Consider the following 24,721-nt stretch of genomic DNA (forward strand, 5'->3'; position numbering starts at 1 on the left):
GCCGCGGGTCGGGCGGGGGCCGCGGGGCGGGGGGGCGCGGGCGGGGGGCTGGGGGGGGGGGGGGGGGGGGGGGGCGCCGGGGGCGGGGGCGGGGGGGGGGGGGCCCCCGCGCCCGCGGCCCCCCACTCGGGTGTCCGGGCCCGGGCACCCGTACCGAACCCCGTACCGGCCCCGGATCAGTCGGCGATGGAGGTGATCTTCTTCGTCTTCAGGTCGGCCTGCACGTGGATCTGGGTGGTGTTGTCGCCGCTGCCGCCCCAGGTCAGGGTCACCGTGGCGTTGGTCTTGCCCGTCCCGCTCCCGTTGGACGTCACCTTCCACCGCAGCGGCACGTTCTGCGCGCGCAGGACGCCGTTGGCGTGGTTGGTCTCCTCCCACTGCCGCAGCTCCCGCTGGAGGGGCTCGGAGAGGTAGAAGGAACGCAGCTGGTCGGCCGTCTTCCCGTCGCCGTCGTAGACCGCGTCGATGTAGGAGCCGTAGAAGTCGGCGATCCGGTTGAAGGCCCCCTCGGGGCTGCCCGACACGGACTGCGGAGCCGCGGCGGTGGCGGAGGTGCCGGTGACGAGGGCGAAGGAGAGGGCCGCCACGCCGGCGGTGGCCGCCAGGGCGAAGGAGGTGGCGCGCTTGGTCGGGAGCTTGGACATCGGTAGGAACCTTTCCCCGTGCTGAGTGCTGCCTGCCGGTACGGTCCCCGGCACTGCCCTGGACGACGGGCGCTCGGCGTCATCCGGTTCTCGGCGTAAAGGAAATGGCCGAAATTCGCTCGTACGGAGGAATCCGTAAACCCGGAGTGCGGCAGCCGGAATGCGGCGGGCGGCGCAGTGGTTCGGAAAGACGCGACATCCGCATCCGCACCGCACGCACTGGAGAGCTCATGAAGATCGGCATCATCGGCGCCGGCAACATCGGCGGCAACCTCACGCGCCGGCTCACCGCCCTCGGGCACCAGGTCTCCGTCGCGAACTCCCGCGGTCCCGAAACCCTCACCGCCCTCGTCGAGGAGACCGGTGCCACCGCCGTCACGGTCGCCGAGGCCGCGCGGGGCGCCGAGGTCGTCGTGGTGACCGTCCCCCTCAAGAACGTGCCCGACCTGCCCGCCGGACTCTTCGACGGGGCCGCCGAGGGATTCGCCGTCATCGACACCGGCAACTACTACCCGCGTCAGCGCGACGGGCGCATCGCCGCGATCGAGGACGAGGGCCTGACCGAGAGCCGCTGGACCGAACAGCACCTGGGACACCCGGTGATCAAGGCCTTCAACGGGACGTACGCCGCCGACATCCTCGACCGGCCGCGCCCGGCCGGCGACCCCGACCGGATGGCCCTGCCGGTCGCCGGCGACGACGAGGCGGCCAAGAAGACCGTCCGCGCCCTGATCGACGAGATGGGCTTCGACACCGTCGACGCGGGCGGCCTGGACGAGTCCTGGCGCCAGCAGCCCGACACGCCGGTCTACGGGCTGCGCGCGGGCGTCGCGGAGGTCACCCGGGCCCTGTCCGAGGCCTCGCCGGCCCGCCCGGAGGAATTCCGCGGCTGACCCCTTCGGCCAGGGGTGTTAACGCTCCGCGTCCCCCCGTTTGCGCTGTGCTACGGTGCTGCTCAGTTGCAGGTGTGGTTCCCAGATATTTCAAGCGCGGCCGTCGGATTCCGTCCGGCGGGAGCACTTTGTATTTCCGGATGCTTTCGGACAGGGTCAATCAACACGGCGACGCCGGAGTCGCACAGTGCGGCCCCGGGTACAGCCCCGAAGGAGAATCCATATGGCATCCGGCACCGTGAAGTGGTTCAACGCGGAAAAGGGTTTCGGCTTCATCGAGCAGGACGGCGGCGGCGCCGACGTGTTCGCCCACTACTCGAACATCGCCACCCAGGGCTTCCGCGAGCTTCAGGAGGGCCAGAAGGTGAACTTCGACGTCACGCAGGGCCAGAAGGGCCCGCAGGCCGAGAACATCGTGCCCGCCTGACGCCGAGCGCAGCCGAGAGCCGGGGCCCGCACCGAACGGTGCGGGCCCCGGCCCGTTGTTCACCGCGCCTACCGGCGTTCGTCGCCCACCCGGCAGACTGTCCGGCGTGACGACACTGAGCAAAGGCGCCAACCTGCCGGTCCCGGCCTCCTCCGTCAGCGTTGTCCTCGGCTGGCGGCCCGGACCGGGCGTGCCGGACGTGGACGCGTCCGCCCTGCTGCTGGCGGCCGGCGGACGGGTGCGCTCCGACGGCGACTTCGTCTTCTACAACCAGCCGGTGCACGCCCGCGGCGCCGTGCGCCACCGCGGCAAGCGGCCCGGTGCGGACACGCTGGAGGTGAACCTCGCCGCCCTGGAGTCGGACGTGGCACGCGTCGTGCTCTGCGCCTCCGCGGACGGGGGCACCTTCGGGCAGGTGCCCGGACTGCACCTGCGGCTGCTCGACGCGTCCTCCGGTGCGGAGATCGTCCGCTTCGACATGAGCGCGGGGCCGGAGACGGCCTTCGTGAGCGGAGAGCTCTACCGGCGGGCGGGCATCTGGAAGTTCCGGGCCGTGGGCCAGGGGTACGCGAGCGGGCTCGCGGGGCTGGCGACGGACTTCGGGATCACCGTGGACGACGAACCGCCCGCGCGGACGGCCCCGGCGGCGGCCCCGGCCCCGGCGGCGCCGCCGGTCCGGGCCGCCGCGCCCGCACCCGCCGCGCAGCCCGCCCCGAGGCCCGCAGTCGCCCCCTTCACCGCCCCCGTCCCTCCGGTGCCGTCGTCGGCCGGCGCCGCCGTCCGGATGACCAAGGGGGAGGAGCGGTTGCCCGCCGACATGCGCGGCCGCCTCTCGCTGCGCAAGCAACAGGTGGCCGTCAGCCTCGACAAGAATGGTGCGGCGGGTGTGACGGCCCGCGTGGTCCTCGTCCTCGACGCCTCGGGATCGATGGCCGCGCTCTACACCCGGGGCACCGTCGCCTCGGTCGTCGAGCGGATGGCGGCCGTCGCCGCGCAGCTCGACGACGACGGCGAGGTGCAGGCGTGGACCTTCGCCAGCAACCCCGCCCGGCTGCCCGACCTCGTCATCGGGGACCTCCCGGAGTGGATCCGACTGCACGTGCGCGTCGGCCAGATGAGCCTCTTCGGCCGCCGGAAGCCGGCCCGGGGCCTGCTGCCCGGCCAGATCGACATGCGCGAGGTCGGATTCCAGAACGAGGAGCAGAAGGTGATCGCCGAGGTGCGCGCCTACGTGCGCGCGCACCCGGTGGCCGTCCCCACCCTCGTGCTGTTCTTCTCCGACGGCGGCGTCCACCGCGACGCCGAGATCGAGCGGGAACTGCGGGAGGCCGCGGAGGAGCCGGTGTTCTGGCAGTTCGTGGGCCTGGGCCGGTCCGGGTTCGGGGTGCTGGAGCGCTTCGACACGATGACGGGGCGCCGGGTCGACAACGTCGGCTTCTTCGCCGTCGACGACATCGACCGGCTCTCCGACGCCGAGCTGTACGACCGGCTGCTCTCGGAGTTCCCCTCCTGGCTGCGCGATGCCCGGCGGGCGGGCATCCTGCGCTGAACTCCCTTGCGCCGCGCGGCGGACGGACGGATCCGGGGTGGCCCGGGCCCTTGACCGGAGGGTTGGTCCAGACCAATCATGGGGCGTCCGTCCGTTCGCTCGCGCCCCACCGGGAGCTTCGTTGAGACACCCTTCGCGTTCCGTCGGCCGTCCCCGCCCCCTGCGCTCCTTAACGGCGGCGTTCGCCACCCTCGGCGCCTGCGCCGGGCTCCTCGTCACGGCCGGCGCGGGTCCCGCGCAGGCCGCGCCGACCCCGCTGCCCGCGCACGTCTTCGCCCCGTACTTCGAGGCGTACTCCTCCGACAGCCCCGCCGACCTGGCGCAGAAGTCCGGCGCCCGGTACCTGACCATGGCCTTCGTCCAGACCGAGGCCAAGGGCTCCTGCACCCCGTACTGGAACGGCTCCACGTCCCAGCCCATCGCCTCCTCCGTCTTCGGCGCCGACTTCGCCACCCTGCGCTCGCGCGGCGGCGACGTCATCCCCTCCTTCGGCGGCTACGCGGCCGACAACGGCGGCACCGAGATCGCGGACAGCTGCACCAGCGTCGACTCGATCGCGGCCGCCTACCAGAAGGTGATCACGACCTACGACGTGACCCGCCTGGACATGGACATCGAGGACAACTCCCTGACCAACAAGGCCGGGATCGACCGCCGCAACCAGGCCATCAAGAAGGTGCAGGACTGGGCCGCCGCCAACGGCCGTCCCCTCCAGGTCTCCTACACCCTCCCGACCACCACGAGCGGCCTCGCGAGCAGCGGCCTGGCCGTCCTCAAGAGCGCGAAGACGGCCGGCGCCCGGGTCGACGTCGTCAACCTGATGACCTTCGACTACTACGACGGCGCCGCCCACAACATGGCGAACGACACGAAGAGCGCCGCCACCGGCCTCTACGACCAGCTCGCCGCCCTCTACCCGGCCAAGACCCCCGCCCAGCTGTGGGGCATGATCGGCGTCACCGAGATGCCCGGCATCGACGACTACGGGGCCGCCGAGACCTTCACCACGGCCGATGCCACCGCCGTCTACGACTGGGCCGTCGCCAAGGGCATCAACACCCTCTCCTTCTGGGCGCTCCAGCGCGACAACGGCGGCTGCTCCGGCACCGGGGGCTCCGACACCTGCTCCGGCATCGCCCAGGACCCCTGGTACTTCACCCACACCTTCGCCCCCTTCACCCGTGACGGCGGACCGGTCGCCGACGACTTCTCCCTCTCCGTCGCCCCCGGCTCGGCCTCCGTCGCGCCCGGAGCGAGTGCCACCGCCACCGTCTCCACCCAGGTCACCTCCGGCACGGCCCAGCCCGTCGCGCTGACGGTCACCGGCGCCCCGGCCGGAGTGACGGCCTCGGTCGCGCCCGGCTCGGTCACCGCGGGCGGCACGGCCCGGCTGACGGTCACCGCCGCCGCCTCGGCCGCGCCCGGCACGTACGCGCTCTCCGTGACCGGCACCGCCGGCGCGCTCAGCCACTCCGCCGCCTTCACCCTGACCGTCTCCGGCCCCGGCGGCGGCAGCGGCGCGCTCGTCAACGGCGGTTTCGAGAGCGGCTCGCTCGGGCCGTGGACCTGCGAGGGCGGCGGCACCGTCGTGACCTCCCCCGTGCACGGGGGGACGTACGCCGTCCAGGGCATCCCGGCCGGTGACCGCACCGGCGAGTGCGCGCAGAACCTGACCCTGGCCCCGAACACGGCCTACACGCTCAGCGGCTGGGTCCAGGGCAGCTACGCCTACCTCGGCGTGCGGGGCGGCGCGAGCGCCAGTACGTGGACCAGCTCGACCGGCTGGACCAAGCTGAGCGTGCCCTTCACCACCGGTGCCTCCGGGGCGGTCACCGTCTACCTGCACGGCTGGTACGGCCAGGGCGCCGTCCACGGCGACGACTTCGCCGTGAGCTGACCCGCCCCCGGCCGCCCGCCCCCGCCACCACCGCCGGACCGCCCGCCGCGCAACGCGACGGGCGGTCCGGCGCACCTGCGACTAGTGCCGCGTCAGGCACTAGGCCGCGTGGCCGCCGTCGACGGAGAACTCGGCGCCCGTCACGTAGGCGGCCCCGTCCCCGGCGAGGAAGGCGACCGTGTCCGCGACCTCCTCGGGCCGGCCGAACCGGCCGAGCGCGGTCATCGCGGCCTGCGGGTCCGCGTACGGGCCGTTGGCGGGGTTCATGTCCGTGTCGACCGGGCCCGGGTGGACGATGTTCGCGGTGATCCGGCGCCCGCCGAGCTCGCGGGCCAGCGCCTTGGTGAGGCCCGTGAGCGCCGACTTGCTCATGGCGTACAGGGTCCCGCCCGGGCCGGGCACGCGCTGGGTCATGCAGCTGCCGATGGTGATGATCCGGCCGCCCGGGCCCATCCGGCCGGCCGCGGCCTGGGAGGCCAGGAACACCCCCCGGACATTGACCGCGAGCACGCGGTCGACCTGCGCGAGGGTGAGGTCCTCCAGCGGGCCGAGCACGCCGGCGCCCGCGTTGTTGACGAGCACGTCGAGCCGGCCGAGGGTGTCGGCCGCCCAGTCCACGGCGCCCGCCGCGTCACCGGCCCCGCCCGCGTCCGCCCGGGTCGCGACGGCCCGGCGGCCCAGCGCCTGGATCTTGCCGACCACGGCCTGCGCGGCCGCCTCGTCGGAGGTGTAGGTGATCGCCACGTCGGCGCCCGCCTCCGCCAGGCGCAGCGCGATGGCCGCGCCGATGCCCCGGCTGCCGCCCGTGACCAGAACCGTCTTGCCGTTCATGTCCCGCTCCTCATGTCCGCTTCATTGGTTGCGGTTTCAATGAAACGCGGAGCGGATCACCCGTGCTGGCAGGAATCCGACCTGGCGTTCGCCAGGCGCCCACCCCCGTTCGGCCCAGTCCGCCGCCCCTGTGGTCGCGGGCCTTCCGGGTGGTCGATAGCCTCACAGAGGTTTCACACGAGGGGGGAGGAACACCCGAGACGGGAGCCACCGTGAAGTCCATACCGCGCAGCCGTTGTGCCCAGGGCGTCGCCGCAGTCCTGCTGTCCACCGCCCTCCTGGGCGGCGCAGCCGCCGGCGCCTCCGCCGCAGTCACCCCGAAGCCCGCCACCACCCCGAGCGCGAGCCCGGCCGGTCAGATCACCATCAAGGCCGACAAGTCCGAGGTGAAGGCCGGTGACGAAGTCACCTTCATCGGACGGACCAAGGGCCTGAAGGTCGGCAGCAAGCTGGTGCTCCAGCACAACAACAAGGGCAAGTGGACGACCCTCCAGTCGAACACCACCGTCAAGAACGGCAGCAGCTACTCGCTCAAGGGCAAGCTCAACACCAAGGGCAAGGAAGAGCTGCGCGTCATGGGCGACGACAACACGATCTCCCCGACCGTCGTCGTGACCGTGAAGTGAACGTGAAGTGACCCCGCCGCCATTGGGCCCCCGTCGCCGCGCGGCCGGGGCCCAATGGCGCGCGCCGCCCCGCCCCGGCGCCCCCGATAGGCTCGGCACCGCCGCCCGGGACCGCAGCGCCCGCCCGCGGCACGGACCCGAGGGAAGGAACGCCGCATGCCCGGCACCGCCGACATCCGGATCCTGCGCGCCGAAGGGCGCCCGGCGGTGCCCTGGAAGAACGGCGGGGGAGTGACCCGCGAGATCGCCGCCCGGCCCGAGGACGCGGGCACCACCGGCTTCGACTGGCGGATCAGCCTCGCCGAAGTGGCCGCCGACGGCCCCTTCTCGGAGTTCCCCGGCATCGACCGGACGCTCACCCTGGCCGAGGGCGCGGGCATGGACCTCGCCATCGGCGGCGAACACCGCCTCGTCGACGAGCGTTTCGCGCCCCGCGACTTTCCGGGCGACGTGCCGACCGGCTGCCGGCTGCTGGACGGGCCCGTCGTGAACTTCAACGTGATGTACCGGCGGACGGGCACCCGGGTGCGGACCGCCGTCGTCCGGGGCGAACTCGCCCTCGGCATAAGGCCGGAGGAGACCCTGCTGGTCTGCGCCCTGGACGGACCGGCCGCCCTCGCCGCCGAGCCCGGCCCGGCCACCGCCCTCGGACCGTACGACGCGGCCCTGTTGACCGGGCCCGCCACCGTCCTGCTGCGCGCGCAGGGGCACACGGCCGTGGTCCGGCTGGCCGTGGAGGCGGCCGGGGGCTGACGCGCCGCCGGGGCCGGGGCGGCGGAACCGGGCCGGAGCCGCGGAACCGGGCCGGAGCCGCGGAACCGGGCCGGGTCAGCGGGAAATCCCGGTGCGCGGGGCGCGGCGTGCGCCCTACGGTGGAGGGATGAGCACCCGCACCTTCCGCATTACCGTCCGCGGCTTCTTCGACGGCCTCAGCGCGGAGCAGCGCGCCGAGCTGACGGCCGCCGCACCCGAACACGACCTTCTGCGGGCCACCTTCACCACCGAAGGCCACCTCTCCTACGAGCTCGCCGCCCGCAACTCCTTCTCCTTCCGCTTCCTCGAATCGGGGGAGACGGAGGAGGACATCCTCGACGCCGCCGCCCGCGCGGAACTGGCCGCCGAAGCCTGGCTGACGGAGCGCGGGTACGGCTTCAAGCGCCTGCGCTCCTCGGCCGAGGACCTGTCCCTGGCCAAGCAGAGCAAGCGCCAGCGCCAGGCGGCAGCCCGCGAGACCCCCTGACCGACGCCCCCCATAGGCCTGCGACCTGCACGGACGCGATGGACGGAGCAGCACCCGGCAGCGTATGTTCCTCCTCCCGGCGCCCACCGCGGCGAGCGGTTCCCGTCTGTCGCACCTGCCCGTGGGGGTCCTTCGTCATGTCTCCGTCCGTTCGTTGGCCGGGACCCCGGCCGTCCGTGCCGCTCGCGTTCCCGGGGGTGCCGCGCGTCCTCCTGCCCGTGGTGGTGGCGCTGCTGACAGCGGTAGCGCTGACCGATCTGCTCGGCGTCCTCGCCGACGCGCGGACCTACGCGCTGATCGGCGGGGACGCCGGTTTCGCCTTCGCGCCCGAGCGGAGCTACGCGTCCGCCCGCCTCCTCGCCGACCGGGCGGGCCTGTTCCACGACATGGCCTTCTCGCTGTGCGTCCTCGTCTTCGTCCTCTGGTTCCACCGGATGCGCCGCTGCGCGGGGGCGCTCGCACCGCAGGGCTTCACGTCGGGGCCCGGCTGGGCCATCGGCTCCTGGTTCGTTCCGCTGCTGAACCTGTGGCGGCCGTACCGGATCGCCATCGAGATGTGGGCGGCCTGCGTGCGGCCGGCCCCGGGGCCCGGCCGGCCCGTGAAGACCTCGTTCCTGCCGGTCAACCTGTGGTGGGGGCTGTTCGTCTGCACGGGGCTGTCGAGCGGTTACACCCGGCGGCTCCAGGCGAACGCCGAGACCCCCGGGCAGCTCCAGGAGGTCCTGCTCCGGCTGATGCTCCACGGAGTCCTGGAGGCGCTGGCCGCCGCGGCCGCGATGCACTTCGCCGTCCGTCTGACACGGGCGGTCCGCGGCGGCTCGCCCGGCGCTCAGACGGGAGCGCCCGTGAGGACCTCCACCGCCCCGGTGTCGAGCGAGTAGTAGCCGCCGACCACCCCCACGGAGCCGTTCTTGACCAGGGGGGCGAGGTCGGTGTTGGCGCGCAGTTCGTCGGCGGTCAGGGTGATCTGCGCGCGGATCATCCGGTCGGCCGGATCCGGGCCGCCCTCCTTGACCGCCAGGTCGTAGGCGGGCCGCAGGGCCTTCGAGAGGGCGTCCAGCTGGCCCGGCAGGGTCGTGCCGTCGCGGGCCGCCTTGTACGCGGCGTCGATGGCGCCGCAGCGCTGGTGCCCGAGCACGAAGATCAGCGGGGTGCCGGAGGTGAGCGGCCCGTACTCCACGGAGCCGGTGACCACCGGGCCCACCGCCTGGCCGCCCGTACGCAGGACGTACAGGTCGCCGAGGCCGGTGTCGAAGAGCAGCTCGGGCGCCACCCGGGAGTCGATGCAGGACAGGACCACCCCGAACGGCTCCTGCGTCCGGGCGACCTGCTCGCGCCGGGTGGGATCGCGGTCGGGGTGCTGGAGGTTCCCGCTGACCCAGCGCCGGTTGCCCTCCATCAGCCGCGCGTACGCCGCGTCGGGGGTGCTCGGCCGGGGATTGGGGGCGGCGGCCTCGGGGCGGGTCCGGCGGGCCGACGACGGCGGGGGGCTCACCCCGGAGCAGGCCGACAGGGCGCCCGTGGCGAGCGTGAGGCCGCCGGCGAGCAGGGCCCGGCGGCGCCACAGTCCTGAGGTGTCCATCGCGGGTCCCTCCCGGTACGCGGCTACGTCCCGGTGACTATCGGACGCGGACCGGCCGGTCCGGGCGCAGGCGCGAGCGGGGGCCGCCGCGGTTACCACCGACGGCCCACACGGGCGGCAGGGGGCCTCACCCGTCGGGCAACGGGCGGGCCTCCAGCGGATGGGCGGGGGCCTGGTGGCCGCCCGAGGGCATCATGCGCACCTCGCCCTGATCGCTGATCTCCGCGCGGACGATCCCGCTGGCGTCGGCGTAGACCGGGTGGCCGCCCGGCCCCGACGCGTCCGTGCGGTCGACCACGACGATGTCCTCGCCCGTTCCGCTCGCGGCGGGGAAGGCCAGCTCGTACCGTCTCACGCTCATCTGCGCACTCCCGTCGGTGCCCCCTCCTACGCCTCCCATCCTGGGCCGCCCCCGGCCTTCCCGCCCGTCGGAACCCCCTCGCCGGCCGCTACACCCCGGTCGCGCAGATCACGTCGTACGGCCGTCCCACCGACAGGGTCAGCTCCATCGGCTCGGTCGTCCCGGCGGGGCACTGTCCCTTCTCCTTGACGAGGTCGAGCACCCGGAAGCCGCCCGACCCGGCGGAGGAGCAGGCCACCTCCTGGGCCGTGGAGCTGACGCAGTCGCCCTTCACCAGCTGCCCGCCGCCGGCGCCCGCGTCACCGGGGTGGCTGCCGGAGAGGTTGCGCCCGCAGACGGTGCTCGTGGGGATCCCGCCGTGGCTGTTCTTGCCGTAGGACACCGACACGCGGATCATCACGTCCGTCCCGGCCGGGCACTGGACGGAACCGGCCAGGATGCCCGCCGCTCCTATCTCCAGGGCCTTGAAGGTGGCCTTGGAGTCGCCGCAGTCGAACCTGCGGTAGCCGTCCGGGGCGTTGGCGGGGTCGGGTCCGCCGCAGGTGCCGACCTCCCAGGAACCGCTGTCCTTCGAGGACGAGCCGGACGAGGGCGAGCAGCCCGAGAGCGCGAGGGCGGCGGACAGGGCGAGGACCGAGGCGAGGGCGACCGCCCCGGGGACCCCGCGCTCGCGCCGGTGGCCGGGGGCGTCGCCGGGGGTGGTGCCGTGCTGAACCATGATGCTCCTCATCAGTGCGTGGTCTGCGGTGCGCCGGTCGCGGCAAGTAACGCAGTGGCGCCACCATCGCGACCGTCAAGTACTACCTTCGCGAAGGCCTGTTGGCGAACGGACACCGGGTCAGCGCGACGACGGCGGACTACGACGAGACGCACCTGCGCCGACTGCGCCTGGTCCGCACGCTGGTCCAGGTCGGTGGGAGGAATCGGCCCGCCGCTACGGCCTCTCCTGATCCGGCGGCCCGTAGTCACCCGGCGGCCCGTAGCCCCGGGCGGCGGCGACCTCGGGGGCCAGGGCGGCGAAGGCGCGCGCGGCGGCGCTCAGGTACCCGCCGTCCCGGCGCAGCAGGCAGACCGTGCGCGGGGGCAGCGGCGGGGTCAGGCGGACCCGCGCCAGCCGGGGGTGGTCGTCTGTCACCGCGTCGGGCAGGACCGTGGCCAGCGGGGTCCGCTGGACCAGCTCGGTCAGCGCCTGCACGGAATTGGCCTCCACCGCGATGCGCGGCCGGACCCCGTGCGCCGCGAGGTGGGCGTCGATGTGCTTCCGCGTGGCGAAGTCACCGCTCAGCAGCGCGAGTTGCCGGTCGGCCAGGGCGGAGACCGGGAGCGGGCCGGGCCCCGGCGCGGGGGTGGCCCCGGCGACCACCAGACCCAGGGTCTCCGTGAACAGTCCGGTCGCGGCGATGCCCGGCGGGTGCGCCCCGCGGAAGGCGATGCCGAGGTCGGTGTCATCGGCCAGCAGGGCGGACTCGATGCGGTCCTGGGGCATCTCCCGCACCTCCACGGTGATGCCGGGGTGCGCCTCGTGGAGGGACGCGAGGAGCGGCCCGAGGAGGTAGGCGGTGAACGTGGGGGTCAGGGCGAGGCGCAGGTGGCCCCGGGTGAGGTCGGCGAGGTCGCGCACCGCGCGCTCGGCCGCCGCGAGGTCGCGCAGCGCCCGCCGCGCGTGCTCCGCGTAGACGGCGCCCGCGTCGGTGAGGCGCACCGAGCGCCCCCCGCGGTTTAGGAGCTGCACCCCCACCGTCCGCTCCAGCTGCTTGATCTGCTGGGACAGCGTCGGCTGGGAGATCCGCAGCTCTTCCGCGGCGCGGGTGAAGTTGCGGTGCTCGGCGACCGCCAGCAGGTAGCGCAGATGACGCAGTTCCAAGGTCATGCGGACAACTATAGATGGCATCGATGAGAAGCATCGATTTCATGTCTTGGACACTATGACCGCTGGTCATGCATGGTGAAACACGTCAGCCCCACGGGGTGGATCCCAGCAGAACGGGAGTGACCATGCACGATCTCACCGAGGGCGTCGAACGGTTCCGGCACGACGTCTTCCCCGCCAAGGCGGCGCTCTTCGCGGAGCTCGCGGCCACCCACCGCCCGAAGACCCTGTTCATCGGCTGCTCCGACGCCCGCGTGGTGCCCGAGCTGATCACCCAGAGCGAGCCGGGCGAGCTGTTCGTCATCCGCACCGCGGGCAACCTCATTCCCGCCCACACGCCCGGCGCCGACGGGGTCGCGGCCAGCGTCGAGTACGCCGTCGCCGTCCTAGGCGTCAGCGACATCGTGGTCTGCGGCCACTCCGCCTGCGGCGCGATGACCGCCCTGGCCGAGGGCCACGACCTCAGCGCCGCCCCGGCGGTCGCCGAGTGGCTGCGCCACGCGGACGCCTCCGTGGCCCGCACCGCCCCGGCCGGGGACGCCCCGTACGCGGTGGACGCGCTGATCCGGGAGAACGTACGGGCCCAGCTGGCCAATCTGGCCACCCACCCCTCGGTGGCCCGCGCGCTCGCGGGGCGCGAGGTGACCCTGCACGGCTGGGTCTACGACATCCCCTCCGGGGCCGTCGAGCGGCTCGACGGCGCGGGCCGTCCCGTCACCCTCGCGGCCTGACCGCCGCCCCGCACGCCCTCGTAAATCCCGCACGCCCTCGTAAACCCCGCACGCCCCGTACGCCCTGTACGCCTTCGAAAGGAACCCGTCCCATGACGCACGCCCAGTTCGCCCCCGCCGTCCGTGAGCGGATCGCCGACGCGGCCGTCGAGGCCAAGGTCCGCAAGAACCTGACCTGGCGCCAGATCGCCGACGTCACCGGCCTGTCCGTGGCCTTCGTCACCGCCGCCGTCCTCGGCCAGCACCCGCTGCCCGAGCCCGCCGCGAAGGCCGTCGCCGAACTCCTCGGCCTGGACGAGGACGCCGCGATGTGGCTGCGGACCATCCCCACCCGGGGCTCCATCCCGGGTTCGGTCCCGACCGACCCGACGATCTACCGCTTCCACGAGATGCTCCAGGTCTACGGCACCACCCTCAAGGCCCTGGTCCACGAGGAGTTCGGCGACGGCATCATCAGCGCCATCAACTTCCGCCTCGACGTGCGGAAGGTCGCCGACCCCGACGGCGGCGAGCGCGCCGTGATCACCCTCGACGGCAAGTACCTCCCGACCAAGCCCTTCTGACCGGAGGCCGGAAGGCACGGGCCACACGGGCCGCACGGGCCGCACGCGCCGGATCCGTATGCGTGAAGGGGTGGATTCCGTTGGCTGAACCGGAATCCACCCCTCGTGGGAAGCGGGACCTGCGGGCCTGCGGCGGCGCCGGCCGCAAGCCGGCCGGGCCGCTACTCGAAGCGGGCCGTGTCGCCCGCTCCGCGGCGTACGATTTCGGCCTCGCCGCCGGAGAAGTCGATGACGGTCGTCGGCCGGGTGCCGCATTCCCCGGAGTCCAGGACGGCGTCCACCACGTGGTCCAGCCGCTCCTTGATCTCCCAGCCCTGCGTCAGCGGCTCCTCCTCGTCCGGCAGCAGCAGCGTGCTGGACACCAGCGGCTCGCCGAGCTCGGCGAGCAGCGTCTGGGTGACCAGGTGGTCCGGGATCCGCACGCCGACCGTCTTCTTCTTCGGGTGCATCAGCTGCCGCGGCACCTCGGAGGTGGCCTTCAGGATGAACGTGTAGGCGCCGGGCGTCGCCGCCTTGATCGCCCGGAACACGTCGTTGTCGATGTGCACGAACTGGCCCAGCTGCGCGAAGTTCTGGCACACCAGGGTGAAGTGGTGCCGGTCGTCGAGGGCCCGGATCGTACGGATCCGGGCGAGCCCGTCCCGGTTGCCGAGCTGGCACCCCAATGCGTAACAGGAGTCGGTCGGGTACGCGACGAGCGCACCCGCGCGGATGCTGTCGGCCACGCTGCTGATGGTGCGCCGCTGAGGGTTCTCGGGGTGCACGTCGAAGTACTTCGCCATCCGCCGAGCCTACGTGACCGGATCCGCCCCCTCCGCCATCCCGTGGGCCCGGCGGGGACGTCCGGGGCAGGGGGCCTGCTCCGTACGGGTTCTCTTGGGGCGCCCGTTCGGCCCCAGGGCCGAGTTTACGATCATCGTTTCGGCTTCAGGTCGTTTTGATGCTGCCATCCGGCGGTGGGCGATCTGGGAGGGCTGCGTGGCGAAGTCACGGACCAAAGCATGGAGCGCGGTGGCCGCGGTGACGGGCGCCGTACTGACCGTCGCCGCCGCGCCGGGCCAGCCCGCCGTGTTCCAGGGCGCCCCGGAAGGAGCCGCTGCGGGGCCGGGCCGGGAAGCCGCGGTCACCCTGCTCGTGGGCCGGGCCGTGGACAGCGGCCGGGCCGGCGGCGCCGACTGGTGCGAAGCCGGGGCCTTCCGGTTCGGCAGGTGCGGGGACTGGCGGGAGCAACGGGTGCTGGCCACCGCCCGCGGAGCCGGATCCGTCCTGCACGACCCAGCCGGCGCCCGCACCGAAACCCTGCCCACCGATGCCGGCGGCCCGCTGGAGATCGCCCTCGCCACGGCCCGGGCCGGCAGCCTCACCGACGTCACCGTCCAGGACGGACACGGCCGCCACCTGGCGGGGGCCCTCGCGCGGGGCGGCGGCCACTGGCGCAACACCGAGCCCCTGCGGGCGGGGGAGTACTACACCGTCCGGGTCGGCGCCCAGGACGGCGGCGGCACCCCGGTCGGCGTCACCCTGGCCTTCCGGACCGCGCCCCCGGCCGACGGGGGCAGGCTCACCGCCGAGTTCGGGCCCGGCCCGGGCGCGTACGGGGCGGGGGAGATCGTGACGGCCGCCCTCAGCCACCCGGTCCCCGGCGCGGACGCCGACGCCCGCGCGCGCGTCGAGGCCGCCCTCCAGGTCACCTCGGAGCCGCAGGTCGAAGGCGCCTGGCACTGGGTCGACGATTCCACCCTGCACTTCCGGCCGCGCACCTACTGGCCCGCCCACGCCGTGGTCAGGGTCCGCAGCGGACTCGACGGGGTCGAGCTCGGCGACCACCGGTACGGAGGCCCCTCCGAGCCCCTGGAGTTCACCGTCGCCGACCGGATCGAGGCCGTCACCGACTCCGCCGCCCACGAGATGACGGTGCGCCGCAACGGCCGCGTCATCCGGACCATCCCGGTCACCACCGGCAAGGCCGGGTTCCTCACCCGCAGCGGCATCAAGGTCGTGCTGGGCAAGGAGCCCAAGGTCCGGATGCGGGGGGACACGGTCGGCATTCAGAAGGGCACCAAGGAGTTCTACGACCTGCCCGTCCAGTACGCGACCCGCGTGACCTGGAGCGGCGAGTACATCCACGCGGCGCCCTGGTCGGTGGAGTCGCAGGGCGAGGAGAACGTCAGCCACGGCTGCACGGGCATGAGCACCGAGGACGCCGCCTGGTTCTTCGACACGGTCCGCGAGGGGGACATCGTCGAGGTGGTCAACAGCGGCGGTGAGCGGATGCCGCCCTTCGCGAACGGTTTCGGCGACTGGAACATGGACTGGGCCGCCTGGACCGAGGGCAGCGCCCTGTCCCCGTCCACCACCCCGGCGGCCCTCACCCCCTCCCGCCTCACCGCCTCCCGTCTCACCCCGACGACGTGACCCACCCCCACGACCCCTCCCCCCGCCACCCCCCGGACCCGCCCGGCCCCCGGCCCCGGTTCGCCGCCCCGCCCCCGGTCCGGCCCTCCGCGCCGACGCAGGCCGGGGACGCGGGCCCGGTCCCGGGTACCGCCCCGGACGCGGGCCCCGGGCCCGGGTGCCGGCCGCGCCGCGCGCTGTTCGCGGGCGCGGCCGGGAACTTCGTCGAGTGGTACGAGTTCGGCGTCTACGGCTCCTTCGCCACCGTCATCGCCGCCCGCTTCTTCACCCCGGACCACCCGTCGGCGGACCACCCGTCGGGGCCGGCCGCCCCGCTCCTGGCCACCTACGCCTCCTTCGCGGTGGCCTTCTTCTTCCGCCCCGCCGGAGCCCTGCTCTTCGGCCGCCTCGCCGACCGGGCCGGCCGCCGCCCCGTCCTGATCCTGGTGATCGGCCTGATGACCCTCGCCACCACCCTGATCGGCCTCCTGCCGGCCCGGGAGACCGCGGGCGCCGCCGCGCCGTGGCTGCTCGTCCTGCTGCGCGCCCTGCAAGGCCTTTGCGCCGGAGGGGAGTTCGGCGGCGCCGTGGCCCTGATGACCGAACACGCCCCGCCGGGCAGGCGCGGCCGTTACGGGGCCTGGCAGTCCCTCACCGTCGCCCTCGGCCTCCTCGCCGGGGCGGCGGTCGCCGCCCTGCTGGCCTCGCTGCTCTCCCCGGCGGCCCTGAACGCCTGGGGCTGGCGCGTCCCGTTCCTCCTCGCCCTCCCGATGGGCCTGGCCGTCCTCGCCCTGCGCACCACCCTCCCCGAGCCCCCGCCCGCCGCCCCCGCGCCGCCTCCGGCCGCCGGGCCGGGCGCCCGGAGCGGGGTGGGGCGGGCCGTCGTGCTGGGGGTCGGGCGGGTCATGGGGTGGTCGGCGGCGGGGTACACCTTCCTCGTGGTGCTGCCCTCGTACCTGCAGTCCGCGCTCGGCGCCTCCTTCCGGGAGGCGCTGACCGCCACCGCCCTCGCCAACCTCGGCTTCGCCGCCTCGATCCTCCCCGCCGGGATGCTCAGCGACCGCGTCGGCCGGCGCCCCGTCATGCTCGGCGGGGCCCTCCTCGTCGCCGGCTGCGCGCTGCCGCTGCTGCACCTCCTCCAGCACCCCGCCACCCCCGCCGCCGCCAAGGCCGCCGCCCTGCTCGCCGCTGGCGCCGCCGTCGGACTGCTCGCCGGGCCCGGCCCCGCCATGCTCGCGGAGATGTTCCCCGCGTCCGTGCGCTGCACCGGCCTCGCCGTCTCCTACGCCCTCGCCAACGCCGTCTTCGCCGGCTGCGCGGGCCTCGTCATTACCGCCCTGACCGCCGCCACCGGCGACCCCGACGTCCCCGCCTACTACGCCGGCGGCCTGTGCGCCCTCAGCGTCCCCGCCCTTGCCACCCTGCGCGGCGACGACCACCTGCGGCCGCTGCGATGAGGGTCATCGGCCTGATGTCGGGCACCTCGTACGATGCCGTCGACGCCGCCGCCGCCGACCTCACCCTCGACCCGGACGGCACCACCCTGCGCCTGGTCCCGCTGGGCATGGTCAGCGCCCCCTACGAGGACACCCTGCGGGCCGCCCTCGCCGCCGCCCTGCCGCCCGCCCCCACCACCCTGGGCGACGTATGCCGCCTCGACACCCGCATCGGCCGGGCCTTCGCCGCCCTCGCGCTCCGCGCGGACCGCGAACTGTGCGACGGGCAAGCCGAGTTGGTGGCCTCCCACGGGCAGACCGTCTTCCACTGGGTGGACGCCGGACAGGTCCGCGGAACCCTCCAGCTCGGCAGCCCCGCCTGGATCGCCGAGGCCACCGGCCACCCCGTCGTCAGCGACTTCCGTCCCCGGGACGTCGCCGCCGGGGGCCAGGGCGCCCCGCTCGTCAGCCTGATCGACCTCATGCTGCTGCGCGGCCGCCCCGGCACCCCCGCCGCCCTCAACGTCGGCGGCATCGCCAACCTCACCGCCCTCCCGCCGGGCGGCCCGCCCGTGGCCTTCGACACCGGCCCGGGCAACGCCCTGCTCGACGCCGCCGTACGCGAACTCACCGCGGGCCGCCTCGACTACGACGAGGACGGCGCCCTCGCCGCCGCCGGACGGGTCCACGAACCGCTCCTGCTGCGCCTGCTCGCGGAACCGTACTACCGGCGGCCCGCCCCCAAGACCACCGGCAAGGAGCTCTTCCACCCCGGCCACCTGCGCACCGCCCTGGCGCCCTTCCCCGGCCTGCCGCCGCAGGACGTACTGGCCACCCTCACCCGGCTCACGGCCCGCACCGTCGCCGACGCGCTGCGCCCCCTGCGCGCCACCGAGGTCATCGCCTCCGGGGGAGGTACCCGCAACCCCGTGCTCATGGCCGCCCTGCGCGAGGAACTGCCCCCGCACACGGCCCTGCTGGGCTCCGACGCGCTCGGTCTGCCCGCCGCCGCGAAGGAGGCGTACGCCTTCGCCGTGCTCGGTTTCCTCACCCTGCACGGCCTGCCCGGCAACGTCCCCGACTGCACCGGCGCCCACGGCCCCCGCGTCCTGGGCTCCCTGACCCCGGGCCGCCGTCCGCTGCGCCTCCCGCCCACCCCGGCCCGCCCGCCCCACACCCTCACCATCGCTCCCGCTCCCGCTCCCGCTCCCGTCTCCGGCTGAACGGCCTTTTCCCTTACGGCTCACACGTCGCGGTGATCGCGCCGGGTGGCACGCGCGGGCGGCCATATCGCCGCGGCACCACGACGGCACGAGTGCGCCACCAGTGGGCTCGAAAAGACTTCCGGGGTCCACATCCGCGTACCCACGCGTCCAGCCCTCCGGCACGTGAGGCGCCGGGAGACCCACCACGGGGGAACAGTGATCACTCGACGGACCGCACTCAGGGCAGGCGTGGCCGCCACCAGCATCGTCGGCACGGGCGGCATGCTGCTGCCCGCCGTCACCGCCACCGCGACCGAGCCCCGCGCCGCCGCGGCCGAGCTCGACGTCACCGGCATAGCCAAGTTCACCCAGCGGATGCCGCTCGCGCCCGTCCTCCAGCCCTACCTCACCACCAGCACCACCAGCTACTACCGGATGGACCTGAAGGAAGTCTCCAAGGAGATCGTGCCGGGCCTGACCACCCGCGTGCGCACCTTCAACGGCTCCTTCCCGGGCCCCGTCATCAAGGCCGAGTCGGGCCGCCGCGTCGTGGTCCGGCAGACCAACTCCCTCTCCGTGCCCACCTCGATCCACCTGCACGGCGCCCACGTCCCGCAGGACAGCGACGGCTCCCCGATGGACGTGATCGCCCCGGGCGGCGGCAGCAAGACGTACACGTACCCCAACACCCAGCCGCACGCGAACCTGTGGTTCCACGACCACGCCCACCACATGGAGTCGGAGAACGTCTTCCGCGGCATGACGGGCACCTACATCCTCACCGACGACATCGAGCGGCGCCTGCGCCTGCCCTCCGGCAATTACGACATCCCGATCTCGCTGCGCGACGCCCGCTTCGACACGAGCGGCGAACTCATCTACGAGATGGGCGACTTCCACAACCGCAACGCGATCCTCGCCAACGGCAAGCCCTGGCCCTACTTCGAGGTGGCGGCCCGCAAGTACCGCTTCCGCTTCACCAACACCGCCAACCAGCGGTTCTTCGGCCTGCGCCTCGCCGACGACTCGGAGATCGTGCAGATCGGCACCGACGGCGGCCTGCTGCCCGCCCCGCACCGTACGAACACGGTCGCCATCAGCCCGGGCGAGCGCGCGGACGTCGTCATCGACTTCTCCCGCTACCCCGTCGGCAGCACCATCGAGCTGGTCAACAAGGACGTCGCACCCTTCGAATCGGCGGACACGGTCGGCAAGGTCATCCAGTTCCGGATCACCCGCGCCGCGCACGACAACAGCGTCGTCCCCGACACCCTGCGCACCCTGCCGCCGCTCCCCGCCGCCACCGTGACCCGCGACTTCGACATGCGGATGGACGAGACCGGCAGCCCGGGCAGCCAGGCGTACATCAACGGCAAGACGTACGACATGGACCGGATCGACACCGAGATCGCCTACGGTGCCACCGAGATCTGGACCGTGAAGAACAGCAACAGGTTCGCCCCGCACAACTTCCACATGCACCTGGTGCAGTTCCGGGTGCTGGAGCGCAACGGCCAGCCGGTGACCGCCGGCTCCGAGACCGGCCTCAAGGACACCGTCCCGCTGAAGCCGGGCGAGACCGTCAAGCTCCAGGCCACCTTCACCGGGTACCGCGGTACGTACGTCTACCACTGCCACCTGTTCGACCACGGCGCCATGGGCATGATGGCGAACATGCGCATCTCCTGACGCTCCCGCACTCTTCCTCCTGCCCGCCCCCGCCCGCCCCGGTGGACGTACCGTCCGCCGGGGCGAGGCCGTTGCCGGAGCCCGGCCTTGATCGTTTGGTGTAGGACGGTACTGAGAGTCGCGTCGGCCGGGGCGCTGACGGCGCTGCTCGGCCGCCCGGCGACGGGGACGGGGACGACCGCGAGCCCTGCTCCCGGGGCCGGGGCCGGTGCCGGTGCCGGGGGAGTGGTCCGGCTGCGGCTCACCCGCGCCACCAACGGGGCCGCCACCGCCACCGCCGACCGGGTCGTCGCCGAAGTGCAGGGCCGCTGATCGGCGCGGACCCGGCTCTCGCCGCCGACCCCCGGGTCACGGACCTCATGCCGCCCTGGGACGCCGACGTCATCCGCGCGGCCGCCGCCCAGCCGCCGACCGCGGTCCAACTCGCCTCCCTGGAGCGGGAGACCGGCGTCTAGCGGCGGATCCTCGCGGGCGGCGGGCGCGTCGCGCTGGGCACCGACGCACCCCTCACCCCGGTCGGCCTCCACCTCCACCTCGCCCTGCGCGCCCTGCACCGCTACGGGTTCACCCCGGCCGAGGCCCTCACCACCGCCACCCGCACCCCGGCCCGGGTCTTCGGCGTCGCCGGCCGCCTCGGCACCGTGGAACCGGGCAAGCTCGCCGACCTCACCGTCATCGACGGCGACCCGTTCAGCGACTTCGACGACCTCGTGCGCGTCCGGGCGGCGGTGACGGGCGGAGCCGTCCACGAACGCAGGGCCCTGGAGCGCACGGTGGCCGGAGCCGCCCGCACCGCCGGACCCGCCCCCGACTGGCAGCCGGTCCTGCGCCAGATGCTCCGCGACGGCTGCTGCACCCCGCATCCCCCCGGCTACCGGCCCTGACGGATCAGGGGGGTTATCCCCACCCCGGGGCGACCGGGCTGCCGGATGGGGCCGGAGGCCGCGGGCAACGAGGCTTGCCCCATGACGACTTCCAGGAACAAGGCCCTGCTCCTCGCCCTCTGCGCCGCCACCGCCGCCACCACCCTGAGCGCCACGCTCCCGGCGGCGGCCACCGCCACCACCACGGCCACGGCGGCCGGAGCGGACGCGGCGGCCGGAGCGGGCGCCCCGGTGCCCCGGCTCGTCTGGCACCCCTGCGCCAAGGCGGGCGGCCCCGCCACCCAGGAGTGCGCCGACCTGCCCGTCCCCCTCGACTACGCGGACCCCTCCGGCCCCCAGATCAAGGTCGCCGTCTCCCGCGTCCGCAGCGACCGCCCCGCGGCCCGCCGCGGCGCGCTCGTCGTGATCCCCGGCGGCCCGGGCGGCTCGGGCGTCCAGCGCCTGACGCAGAAGGGCGAGGCGCTGCGCGGCCAACTGGGCGGCGCCTACGACCTCGTCACCTTCGACCCGCGCGGCGTCGGCGCCAGCACCACCGCCTCGTGCGGCCTCGCCCCCGGCGACCGCTACCTCACCAGCCTGCGCGCCTGGCCGGCCGCCGACGGGGACGTCTCCGAGAACCTGGCCCGCGCCCAGCGCATCGCCGAGGCCTGCGCCGCCAACGGCGGCCCCGTGCTGCGTAGTTTCACCACCGCCAACCAGGTCCGCGACATGGACCGGCTGCGCGAGGCCCTCGGGGAGAGCAAGCTCTCCGCCTGGGGGGTCTCGTACGGGACCTACGTGGGCGCCGTGTACGCGCAGAAGTACCCCCAGCGCACCGACCGCTGGGTCCTCGACAGCAGCGGCGACCCCGACCCGGCCCGCGTCGCCCGGGGCTGGCTCGCCAACATGGCGCAGGGCGCCGAGGACCGTTTCCCCGACTTCGCCGCCTGGGCCTCCCACCCCGACCGCGACAAGGACGGCCTGCGCCTGGCGCGGAACGCCGAGGACGTGGAGCCCCGCCTGCTGGCCCTGGCCGCCTCCCTGGACCGCACGCCGAGGCCGTCCACCACCCCCGGCGTCCCCCTGACCGGCAACGGCCTGCGCCAGACCCTCCAGAACGCGCTCTACAGCGATTCCGCCTTCCCCGCCCTCGCGCGGCTCCTCGTCTCCCTCGACGACCCGGCGGCCACCCCCGTCCTGCCGCCGGAGCTGGCCCGGCCGATGCGCGACGAGGACGCCGCCCAGCTCGTCGGGGTGCTCTGCAACGACGTGTCCTGGCCGCGCGACAGCGCCGCCGCGGGTCAGCGCGCCGTCGACGAGGACCGGGCGCGGCACCCCCTCACCGCCGGTATGCCGGTGAACGTGCTGCCCTGCGCCTTCTGGAAGACCGCCCCCGCGCAGAAGCCGACCCGGATCACGGCGGAGGGTCCCTCCGACATCCTGATGATCCAGAGCCGCCGCGACCCGTCCACGCCCCTGTCCAAGGGGCTGAAGATGCGCGAGGCCCTGGGCGCGCGGGCCGTCCTGGTCACCGTCGAGCAGGGCGGCCACGGCCTCTACCTCGGCAACGGCAACGCCTGTGGCGACCGCACCGTCACCACCTTCCTCACCACCGGCGAGCGCCCCGCGCACGACACCACCTGCGCCAACTGAGCCCGCGCCGGAGTTCGCACCTGATCCCGCACCTGATCCCGCGCCGCGCGCGTCACGGGCGCGGCCCGGACCGCGGTGGTTGACTGGTGCGCATGCCGCTCGACACCTACGGGGTGCTCTCGGGGACCCTGCGCAGCCACTTCCGCGACCAGCCCGACACCCAGGGGCAGTGGTTCCACGTCAACCTGGAGGTCGACGCGCCCGCCGGCCGCTACCGCTGCGCCGTCGACGTGGACAGCAAGGAGTCCGCCACCGGTGTCCGGTGGAAGGCCTTCGTCCTGGCGGCCTCGGTGCTCGACCCGCTGCCCGCGCTGGCCCCCGGCTACCACGAGCTGTCGGCCTCCTCCGGCTCGGGCGCCGTCGACTACCTGCGCCACCCGGCCCTCGCGGACCGCCCCGGCTGCCTCTTCGTACGCCGCCCGCCCGCGTGGCTCCAGTCCCTCCTGGACCGGTTCGACCCGCCCCGGCCCTGGGTCTCGGGTTCCAACCTCGACGCCGCCGCGGCCCTCGAACCGATCCTCGTCCCGGGCCGGCCGGTCCTGGTCCTCGGCCAGCCCTTCGACCACGGCGGCCTGGGCATGCACAACATCCACCAGAACCAGGGCGATCCGTACGGCAGCCGGTGGTGGGCCGACAACGGCACCTGGCAGGACGGGGCCACCTTCACCCGGCGCCCCGACGGCCGCTACGACGTGTTCCTGAACAGGTTCTCCAGCCAGGCCGACCGGACCGGCCCGGACGGCCATCCCCTCTGAGCCGGTCCGAGCCGGTCCGAGCCATCCGAGCCGCCAGAGAATTCTTGACCGATCGTTCCAGACGGTCTTATGATCTTGTGCATGGCCAGGACCAAGGAATTCGATCCGGACGCCGTGCTGCAGTCGGCCCTCGAGCTGTTCTGGCGGCGCGGCTACGAAGCGACCTCGGTCGCCGACCTCGTCGAACACCTCGGCATCGGCCGCGCCAGCATCTACGCGACCTTCGGCAGCAAGCACGAGCTGTACCTGCGGGCCCTGGACCGGTACGCCGAGTCCGTCGACCCCCTGCTGCTCGGTGACCTGTCCCGGCCCGGGCCCGCTCTGCCCGGGGTGCGGGCGCTGGTCCGGCGCTTCGCGGCCGAGGCGGCCTCTCCGGCCGACCGGAGAAACGGCTGCTTCGTCACCAACACCGCCGCCGAACTGGCCTCCCGGGACACGGCCGCGGCGCGCCGCGTCGAGACCAGCTGGGACCGGCTCGAAACCCTGCTCCACGCCGCCCTCGAACGGGCCCGGGCGCAGGGCGAGCTGCCCGAGCGGCGCGATCCCCGCGCACTGGCCCGGCTGCTGCTCGTGGTGCTGCAAGGGGTACGGGTCGTCGGCAAGGCCTCGGACGACCCGGCCCGGGTGCGCGACGCGGCCGAGCAGGCCTTGGCCCTGCTGGACTGAACACCGTCCGTACGGGGGAGCCTTCGGGCTCCCTTTTTCCGGACTCCATACTAGACCGAACGTTCAAATATAGGAGCCACTGACATGCAGGACCGCTTCACCGGCAGGACCGCCCTCGTCACCGGCGCGGGCACCGGCCTCGGCCGCGCCATCGCCCTCGCCTTCGCCGCCGAGGGGGCGTCCGTCGTCGCCGCCGGACGCACCGCCGCCCGGCTGGAGGAGACGGTCGCCCTCATCGAGGCGGCGGGCGGCACGGCCGCCGCCGTCACCGCCGACGTCACCGACTCCGACAGCATGCGCGACCTCGTCGCCGCGACCACCGACCGCTTCGGCACCCTCGACATAGCCGTCAACAACGCCGGGATCCTGCGCGGCACCGGACCCGCCGCCGACATCGCCCAGGAGGACTGGGACGCCGTCCTGCGCACCAACGTCACCGGCGTCTGGCTGGCGATGAAGCATCAGATCGCCCACATGCGGGACAACGCCGGCGGCGCCATCGTCAACGTCTCCTCCAACCTCGGCGCCCACCAGCGCATCCCCGGCGCCGCCGCGTACATCACCTCGAAGGCGGCCGTCGCCGCCCTCACCCGGGCCACCGCCCTGGACCACATCGCGGACGGCGTGCGCATCAACGCCGTCAGCCCGGGCGCCGCCGCCGGACCCATGTCGCTGAAGCCGGGCGAGACGGAGGCCGGCCGCGCCGAGCGGGTCAAGAACGAGAACCCGCTCGGCCGGGTCGCGGAGGCCGAGGAGGTCGCCGCCGCCGTGCTCTACCTCGCCTCGCCCGCCGCCGGTTCGGTCGTCGGGGCCGACCTCGTCGTCGACAGCGGCTCCTCGGCCTGA

Annotated in this window: 26 protein-coding genes and 2 pseudogenes; 21 read left to right on the top strand and 7 right to left on the bottom strand. The window is 74.0% G+C overall.

The annotated features are described in order from the left end of the window. Positions 1-176 precede the first annotated feature (176 nt). Positions 177-644 (bottom strand): hypothetical protein, encoded by a 468-nt coding sequence (locus ACFYYT_RS24245; protein ID WP_351831803.1) that lies wholly within the window; start codon positions 642-644, stop codon positions 177-179. A gap of 230 nt (positions 645-874) precedes the next feature. On the opposite strand from ACFYYT_RS24245, the gene ACFYYT_RS24250 reads away from it, so the two are divergent. From ACFYYT_RS24250 to ACFYYT_RS24265, 4 genes are all read left to right on the top strand, one after another. Then, the gene (locus tag ACFYYT_RS24250) at positions 875-1,537 is read left to right on the top strand and encodes an NAD(P)-binding domain-containing protein (RefSeq protein WP_351831805.1); all 663 of its coding nucleotides are present in this window, start codon (positions 875-877) and stop codon (positions 1,535-1,537) included. Between the two features lie 223 nt (positions 1,538-1,760). Further along, the gene (locus ACFYYT_RS24255) at positions 1,761-1,964 is read left to right on the top strand and encodes a cold-shock protein (protein ID WP_030228921.1); all 204 of its coding nucleotides are present in this window, start codon (positions 1,761-1,763) and stop codon (positions 1,962-1,964) included. A 106-nt stretch (positions 1,965-2,070) separates the two neighbouring features. After that, positions 2,071-3,513, top strand: coding sequence for a VWA domain-containing protein (locus tag ACFYYT_RS24260; RefSeq protein ID WP_388609217.1), 1,443 nt, complete (start codon positions 2,071-2,073; stop codon positions 3,511-3,513). 160 nt (positions 3,514-3,673) lie between these two features. Then, positions 3,674-5,410, top strand: coding sequence for a carbohydrate binding domain-containing protein (locus ACFYYT_RS24265; RefSeq protein WP_351827858.1), 1,737 nt, complete (start codon positions 3,674-3,676; stop codon positions 5,408-5,410). A gap of 99 nt (positions 5,411-5,509) precedes the next feature. On the opposite strand, the gene ACFYYT_RS24270 is transcribed toward ACFYYT_RS24265, so the two are convergent. Then, positions 5,510-6,241, bottom strand: a complete 732-nt coding sequence (locus tag ACFYYT_RS24270; protein ID WP_351827784.1) for an SDR family oxidoreductase — start codon at positions 6,239-6,241, stop codon at positions 5,510-5,512. Between the two features lie 212 nt (positions 6,242-6,453). Here ACFYYT_RS24270 and ACFYYT_RS24275 point away from each other — a divergent pair, with 212 nt between their 5' ends. The 4 genes from ACFYYT_RS24275 (at position 6,454) to ACFYYT_RS24290 (ending at position 8,988) form a co-directional block, all read left to right on the top strand. Further along, positions 6,454-6,867, top strand: a complete 414-nt coding sequence (locus ACFYYT_RS24275) for a hypothetical protein (protein ID WP_351827787.1) — start codon at positions 6,454-6,456, stop codon at positions 6,865-6,867. A gap of 156 nt (positions 6,868-7,023) precedes the next feature. Continuing rightward, on the top strand, positions 7,024-7,620 hold the full coding sequence (locus ACFYYT_RS24280) for a HutD family protein (RefSeq protein WP_351827790.1): 597 nt from the start codon (positions 7,024-7,026) through the stop codon (positions 7,618-7,620). 127 nt (positions 7,621-7,747) lie between these two features. After that, entirely contained in the window at positions 7,748-8,107 is a 360-nt protein-coding gene (locus tag ACFYYT_RS24285; protein WP_351827793.1) for a DUF6204 family protein, read from the top strand. 176 nt (positions 8,108-8,283) lie between these two features. Beyond that, on the top strand, positions 8,284-8,988 hold the full coding sequence (locus ACFYYT_RS24290; RefSeq protein ID WP_351827795.1) for a DUF4328 domain-containing protein: 705 nt from the start codon (positions 8,284-8,286) through the stop codon (positions 8,986-8,988). Here the strand turns inward: ACFYYT_RS24290 and ACFYYT_RS24295 are convergent. The 3 genes from ACFYYT_RS24295 to ACFYYT_RS24305 form a co-directional block, all read right to left on the bottom strand. After that, positions 8,937-9,689, bottom strand: a complete 753-nt coding sequence (locus ACFYYT_RS24295; RefSeq protein ID WP_351827798.1) for a carbonic anhydrase — start codon at positions 9,687-9,689, stop codon at positions 8,937-8,939. The two genes, ACFYYT_RS24290 and ACFYYT_RS24295, sit on opposite strands and share 52 nt — an antisense overlap. Positions 9,690-9,816: 127 nt before the next feature. After that, positions 9,817-10,050, bottom strand: a complete 234-nt coding sequence (locus ACFYYT_RS24300; protein WP_351827801.1) for a DUF6296 family protein — start codon at positions 10,048-10,050, stop codon at positions 9,817-9,819. Positions 10,051-10,138: 88 nt separating this feature from the next. Next, positions 10,139-10,768 (bottom strand): hypothetical protein, encoded by a 630-nt coding sequence (locus ACFYYT_RS24305; protein WP_351827804.1) that lies wholly within the window; start codon positions 10,766-10,768, stop codon positions 10,139-10,141. A 65-nt stretch (positions 10,769-10,833) separates the two neighbouring features. Between ACFYYT_RS24305 and ACFYYT_RS24310 the strand changes: the two are divergent. After that, a pseudogene (locus ACFYYT_RS24310) lies at positions 10,834-10,968 on the top strand (MerR family transcriptional regulator); the annotation flags it as partial. Between the two features lie 16 nt (positions 10,969-10,984). On the opposite strand, the gene cynR reads toward ACFYYT_RS24310, so the two are convergent. Then, positions 10,985-11,920 (bottom strand): transcriptional regulator CynR, encoded by a 936-nt coding sequence (cynR, locus tag ACFYYT_RS24315; protein ID WP_351827807.1) that lies wholly within the window; start codon positions 11,918-11,920, stop codon positions 10,985-10,987. 125 nt (positions 11,921-12,045) lie between these two features. Between cynR and ACFYYT_RS24320 the strand changes: the two genes are divergently transcribed. Together ACFYYT_RS24320 and cynS are read left to right on the top strand one after the other, a co-directional pair. Beyond that, the gene (locus tag ACFYYT_RS24320) at positions 12,046-12,651 is read left to right on the top strand and encodes a carbonic anhydrase (protein ID WP_351827810.1); all 606 of its coding nucleotides are present in this window, start codon (positions 12,046-12,048) and stop codon (positions 12,649-12,651) included. Between the two features lie 92 nt (positions 12,652-12,743). Beyond that, positions 12,744-13,214 carry a cyanase gene (cynS, locus tag ACFYYT_RS24325; RefSeq protein ID WP_351827812.1) on the top strand — a complete coding sequence of 157 codons (471 nt, stop codon included), beginning with the start codon at positions 12,744-12,746 and terminating at the stop codon, positions 13,212-13,214. A gap of 161 nt (positions 13,215-13,375) precedes the next feature. Here cynS and ACFYYT_RS24330 read toward each other — a convergent pair whose 3' ends face one another. Then, positions 13,376-13,996: an L-threonylcarbamoyladenylate synthase gene (locus ACFYYT_RS24330; RefSeq protein ID WP_351827814.1), complete on the bottom strand. Its 621-nt coding sequence runs from the start codon at positions 13,994-13,996 to the stop codon at positions 13,376-13,378. A 196-nt stretch (positions 13,997-14,192) separates the two neighbouring features. On the opposite strand from ACFYYT_RS24330, the gene ACFYYT_RS24335 reads away from it, so the two are divergent. From ACFYYT_RS24335 to ACFYYT_RS24380, 10 genes and pseudogenes are all read left to right on the top strand, one after another. Further along, positions 14,193-15,629 carry an Ig-like domain-containing protein gene (locus ACFYYT_RS24335; RefSeq protein ID WP_351827817.1) on the top strand — a complete coding sequence of 479 codons (1,437 nt, stop codon included), beginning with the start codon at positions 14,193-14,195 and terminating at the stop codon, positions 15,627-15,629. Between the two features lie 176 nt (positions 15,630-15,805). Further along, positions 15,806-17,065, top strand: a complete 1,260-nt coding sequence (locus ACFYYT_RS24340) for an MFS transporter (RefSeq protein ID WP_351827860.1) — start codon at positions 15,806-15,808, stop codon at positions 17,063-17,065. Beyond that, positions 17,062-18,267 (top strand): anhydro-N-acetylmuramic acid kinase, encoded by a 1,206-nt coding sequence (locus ACFYYT_RS24345; RefSeq protein WP_351827820.1) that lies wholly within the window; start codon positions 17,062-17,064, stop codon positions 18,265-18,267. The genes ACFYYT_RS24340 and ACFYYT_RS24345 overlap by 4 nt, the downstream gene beginning before the upstream one ends. Before the next feature lie 198 nt (positions 18,268-18,465). Beyond that, positions 18,466-19,938 (top strand): multicopper oxidase family protein, encoded by a 1,473-nt coding sequence (locus ACFYYT_RS24350; RefSeq protein WP_388609227.1) that lies wholly within the window; start codon positions 18,466-18,468, stop codon positions 19,936-19,938. 87 nt (positions 19,939-20,025) lie between these two features. Beyond that, positions 20,026-20,250, top strand: coding sequence for a hypothetical protein (locus tag ACFYYT_RS24355; RefSeq protein ID WP_351827825.1), 225 nt, complete (start codon positions 20,026-20,028; stop codon positions 20,248-20,250). Further along, positions 20,235-20,822 (top strand): annotated as a pseudogene (locus ACFYYT_RS24360) (amidohydrolase family protein); the annotation flags it as partial. The gene ACFYYT_RS24355 and the pseudogene ACFYYT_RS24360, both read left to right, overlap by 16 nt. 81 nt (positions 20,823-20,903) lie before the next feature. Continuing rightward, on the top strand, positions 20,904-22,454 hold the full coding sequence (locus ACFYYT_RS24365) for an alpha/beta hydrolase (RefSeq protein WP_351827828.1): 1,551 nt from the start codon (positions 20,904-20,906) through the stop codon (positions 22,452-22,454). Between the two features lie 92 nt (positions 22,455-22,546). Next, the gene (locus tag ACFYYT_RS24370) at positions 22,547-23,209 is read left to right on the top strand and encodes a DUF2278 family protein (protein WP_351827831.1); all 663 of its coding nucleotides are present in this window, start codon (positions 22,547-22,549) and stop codon (positions 23,207-23,209) included. A gap of 81 nt (positions 23,210-23,290) precedes the next feature. Next, positions 23,291-23,875 carry a TetR family transcriptional regulator gene (locus ACFYYT_RS24375; RefSeq protein ID WP_351827833.1) on the top strand — a complete coding sequence of 195 codons (585 nt, stop codon included), beginning with the start codon at positions 23,291-23,293 and terminating at the stop codon, positions 23,873-23,875. A gap of 84 nt (positions 23,876-23,959) precedes the next feature. After that, positions 23,960-24,721, top strand: a complete 762-nt coding sequence (locus ACFYYT_RS24380; RefSeq protein ID WP_351827836.1) for an SDR family oxidoreductase — start codon at positions 23,960-23,962, stop codon at positions 24,719-24,721.

The sequence above is a fragment of the Streptomyces sp. NPDC002032 genome, from assembly GCF_042890765.1.
GTDB lineage: Bacteria > Actinomycetota > Actinomycetes > Streptomycetales > Streptomycetaceae > Streptomyces.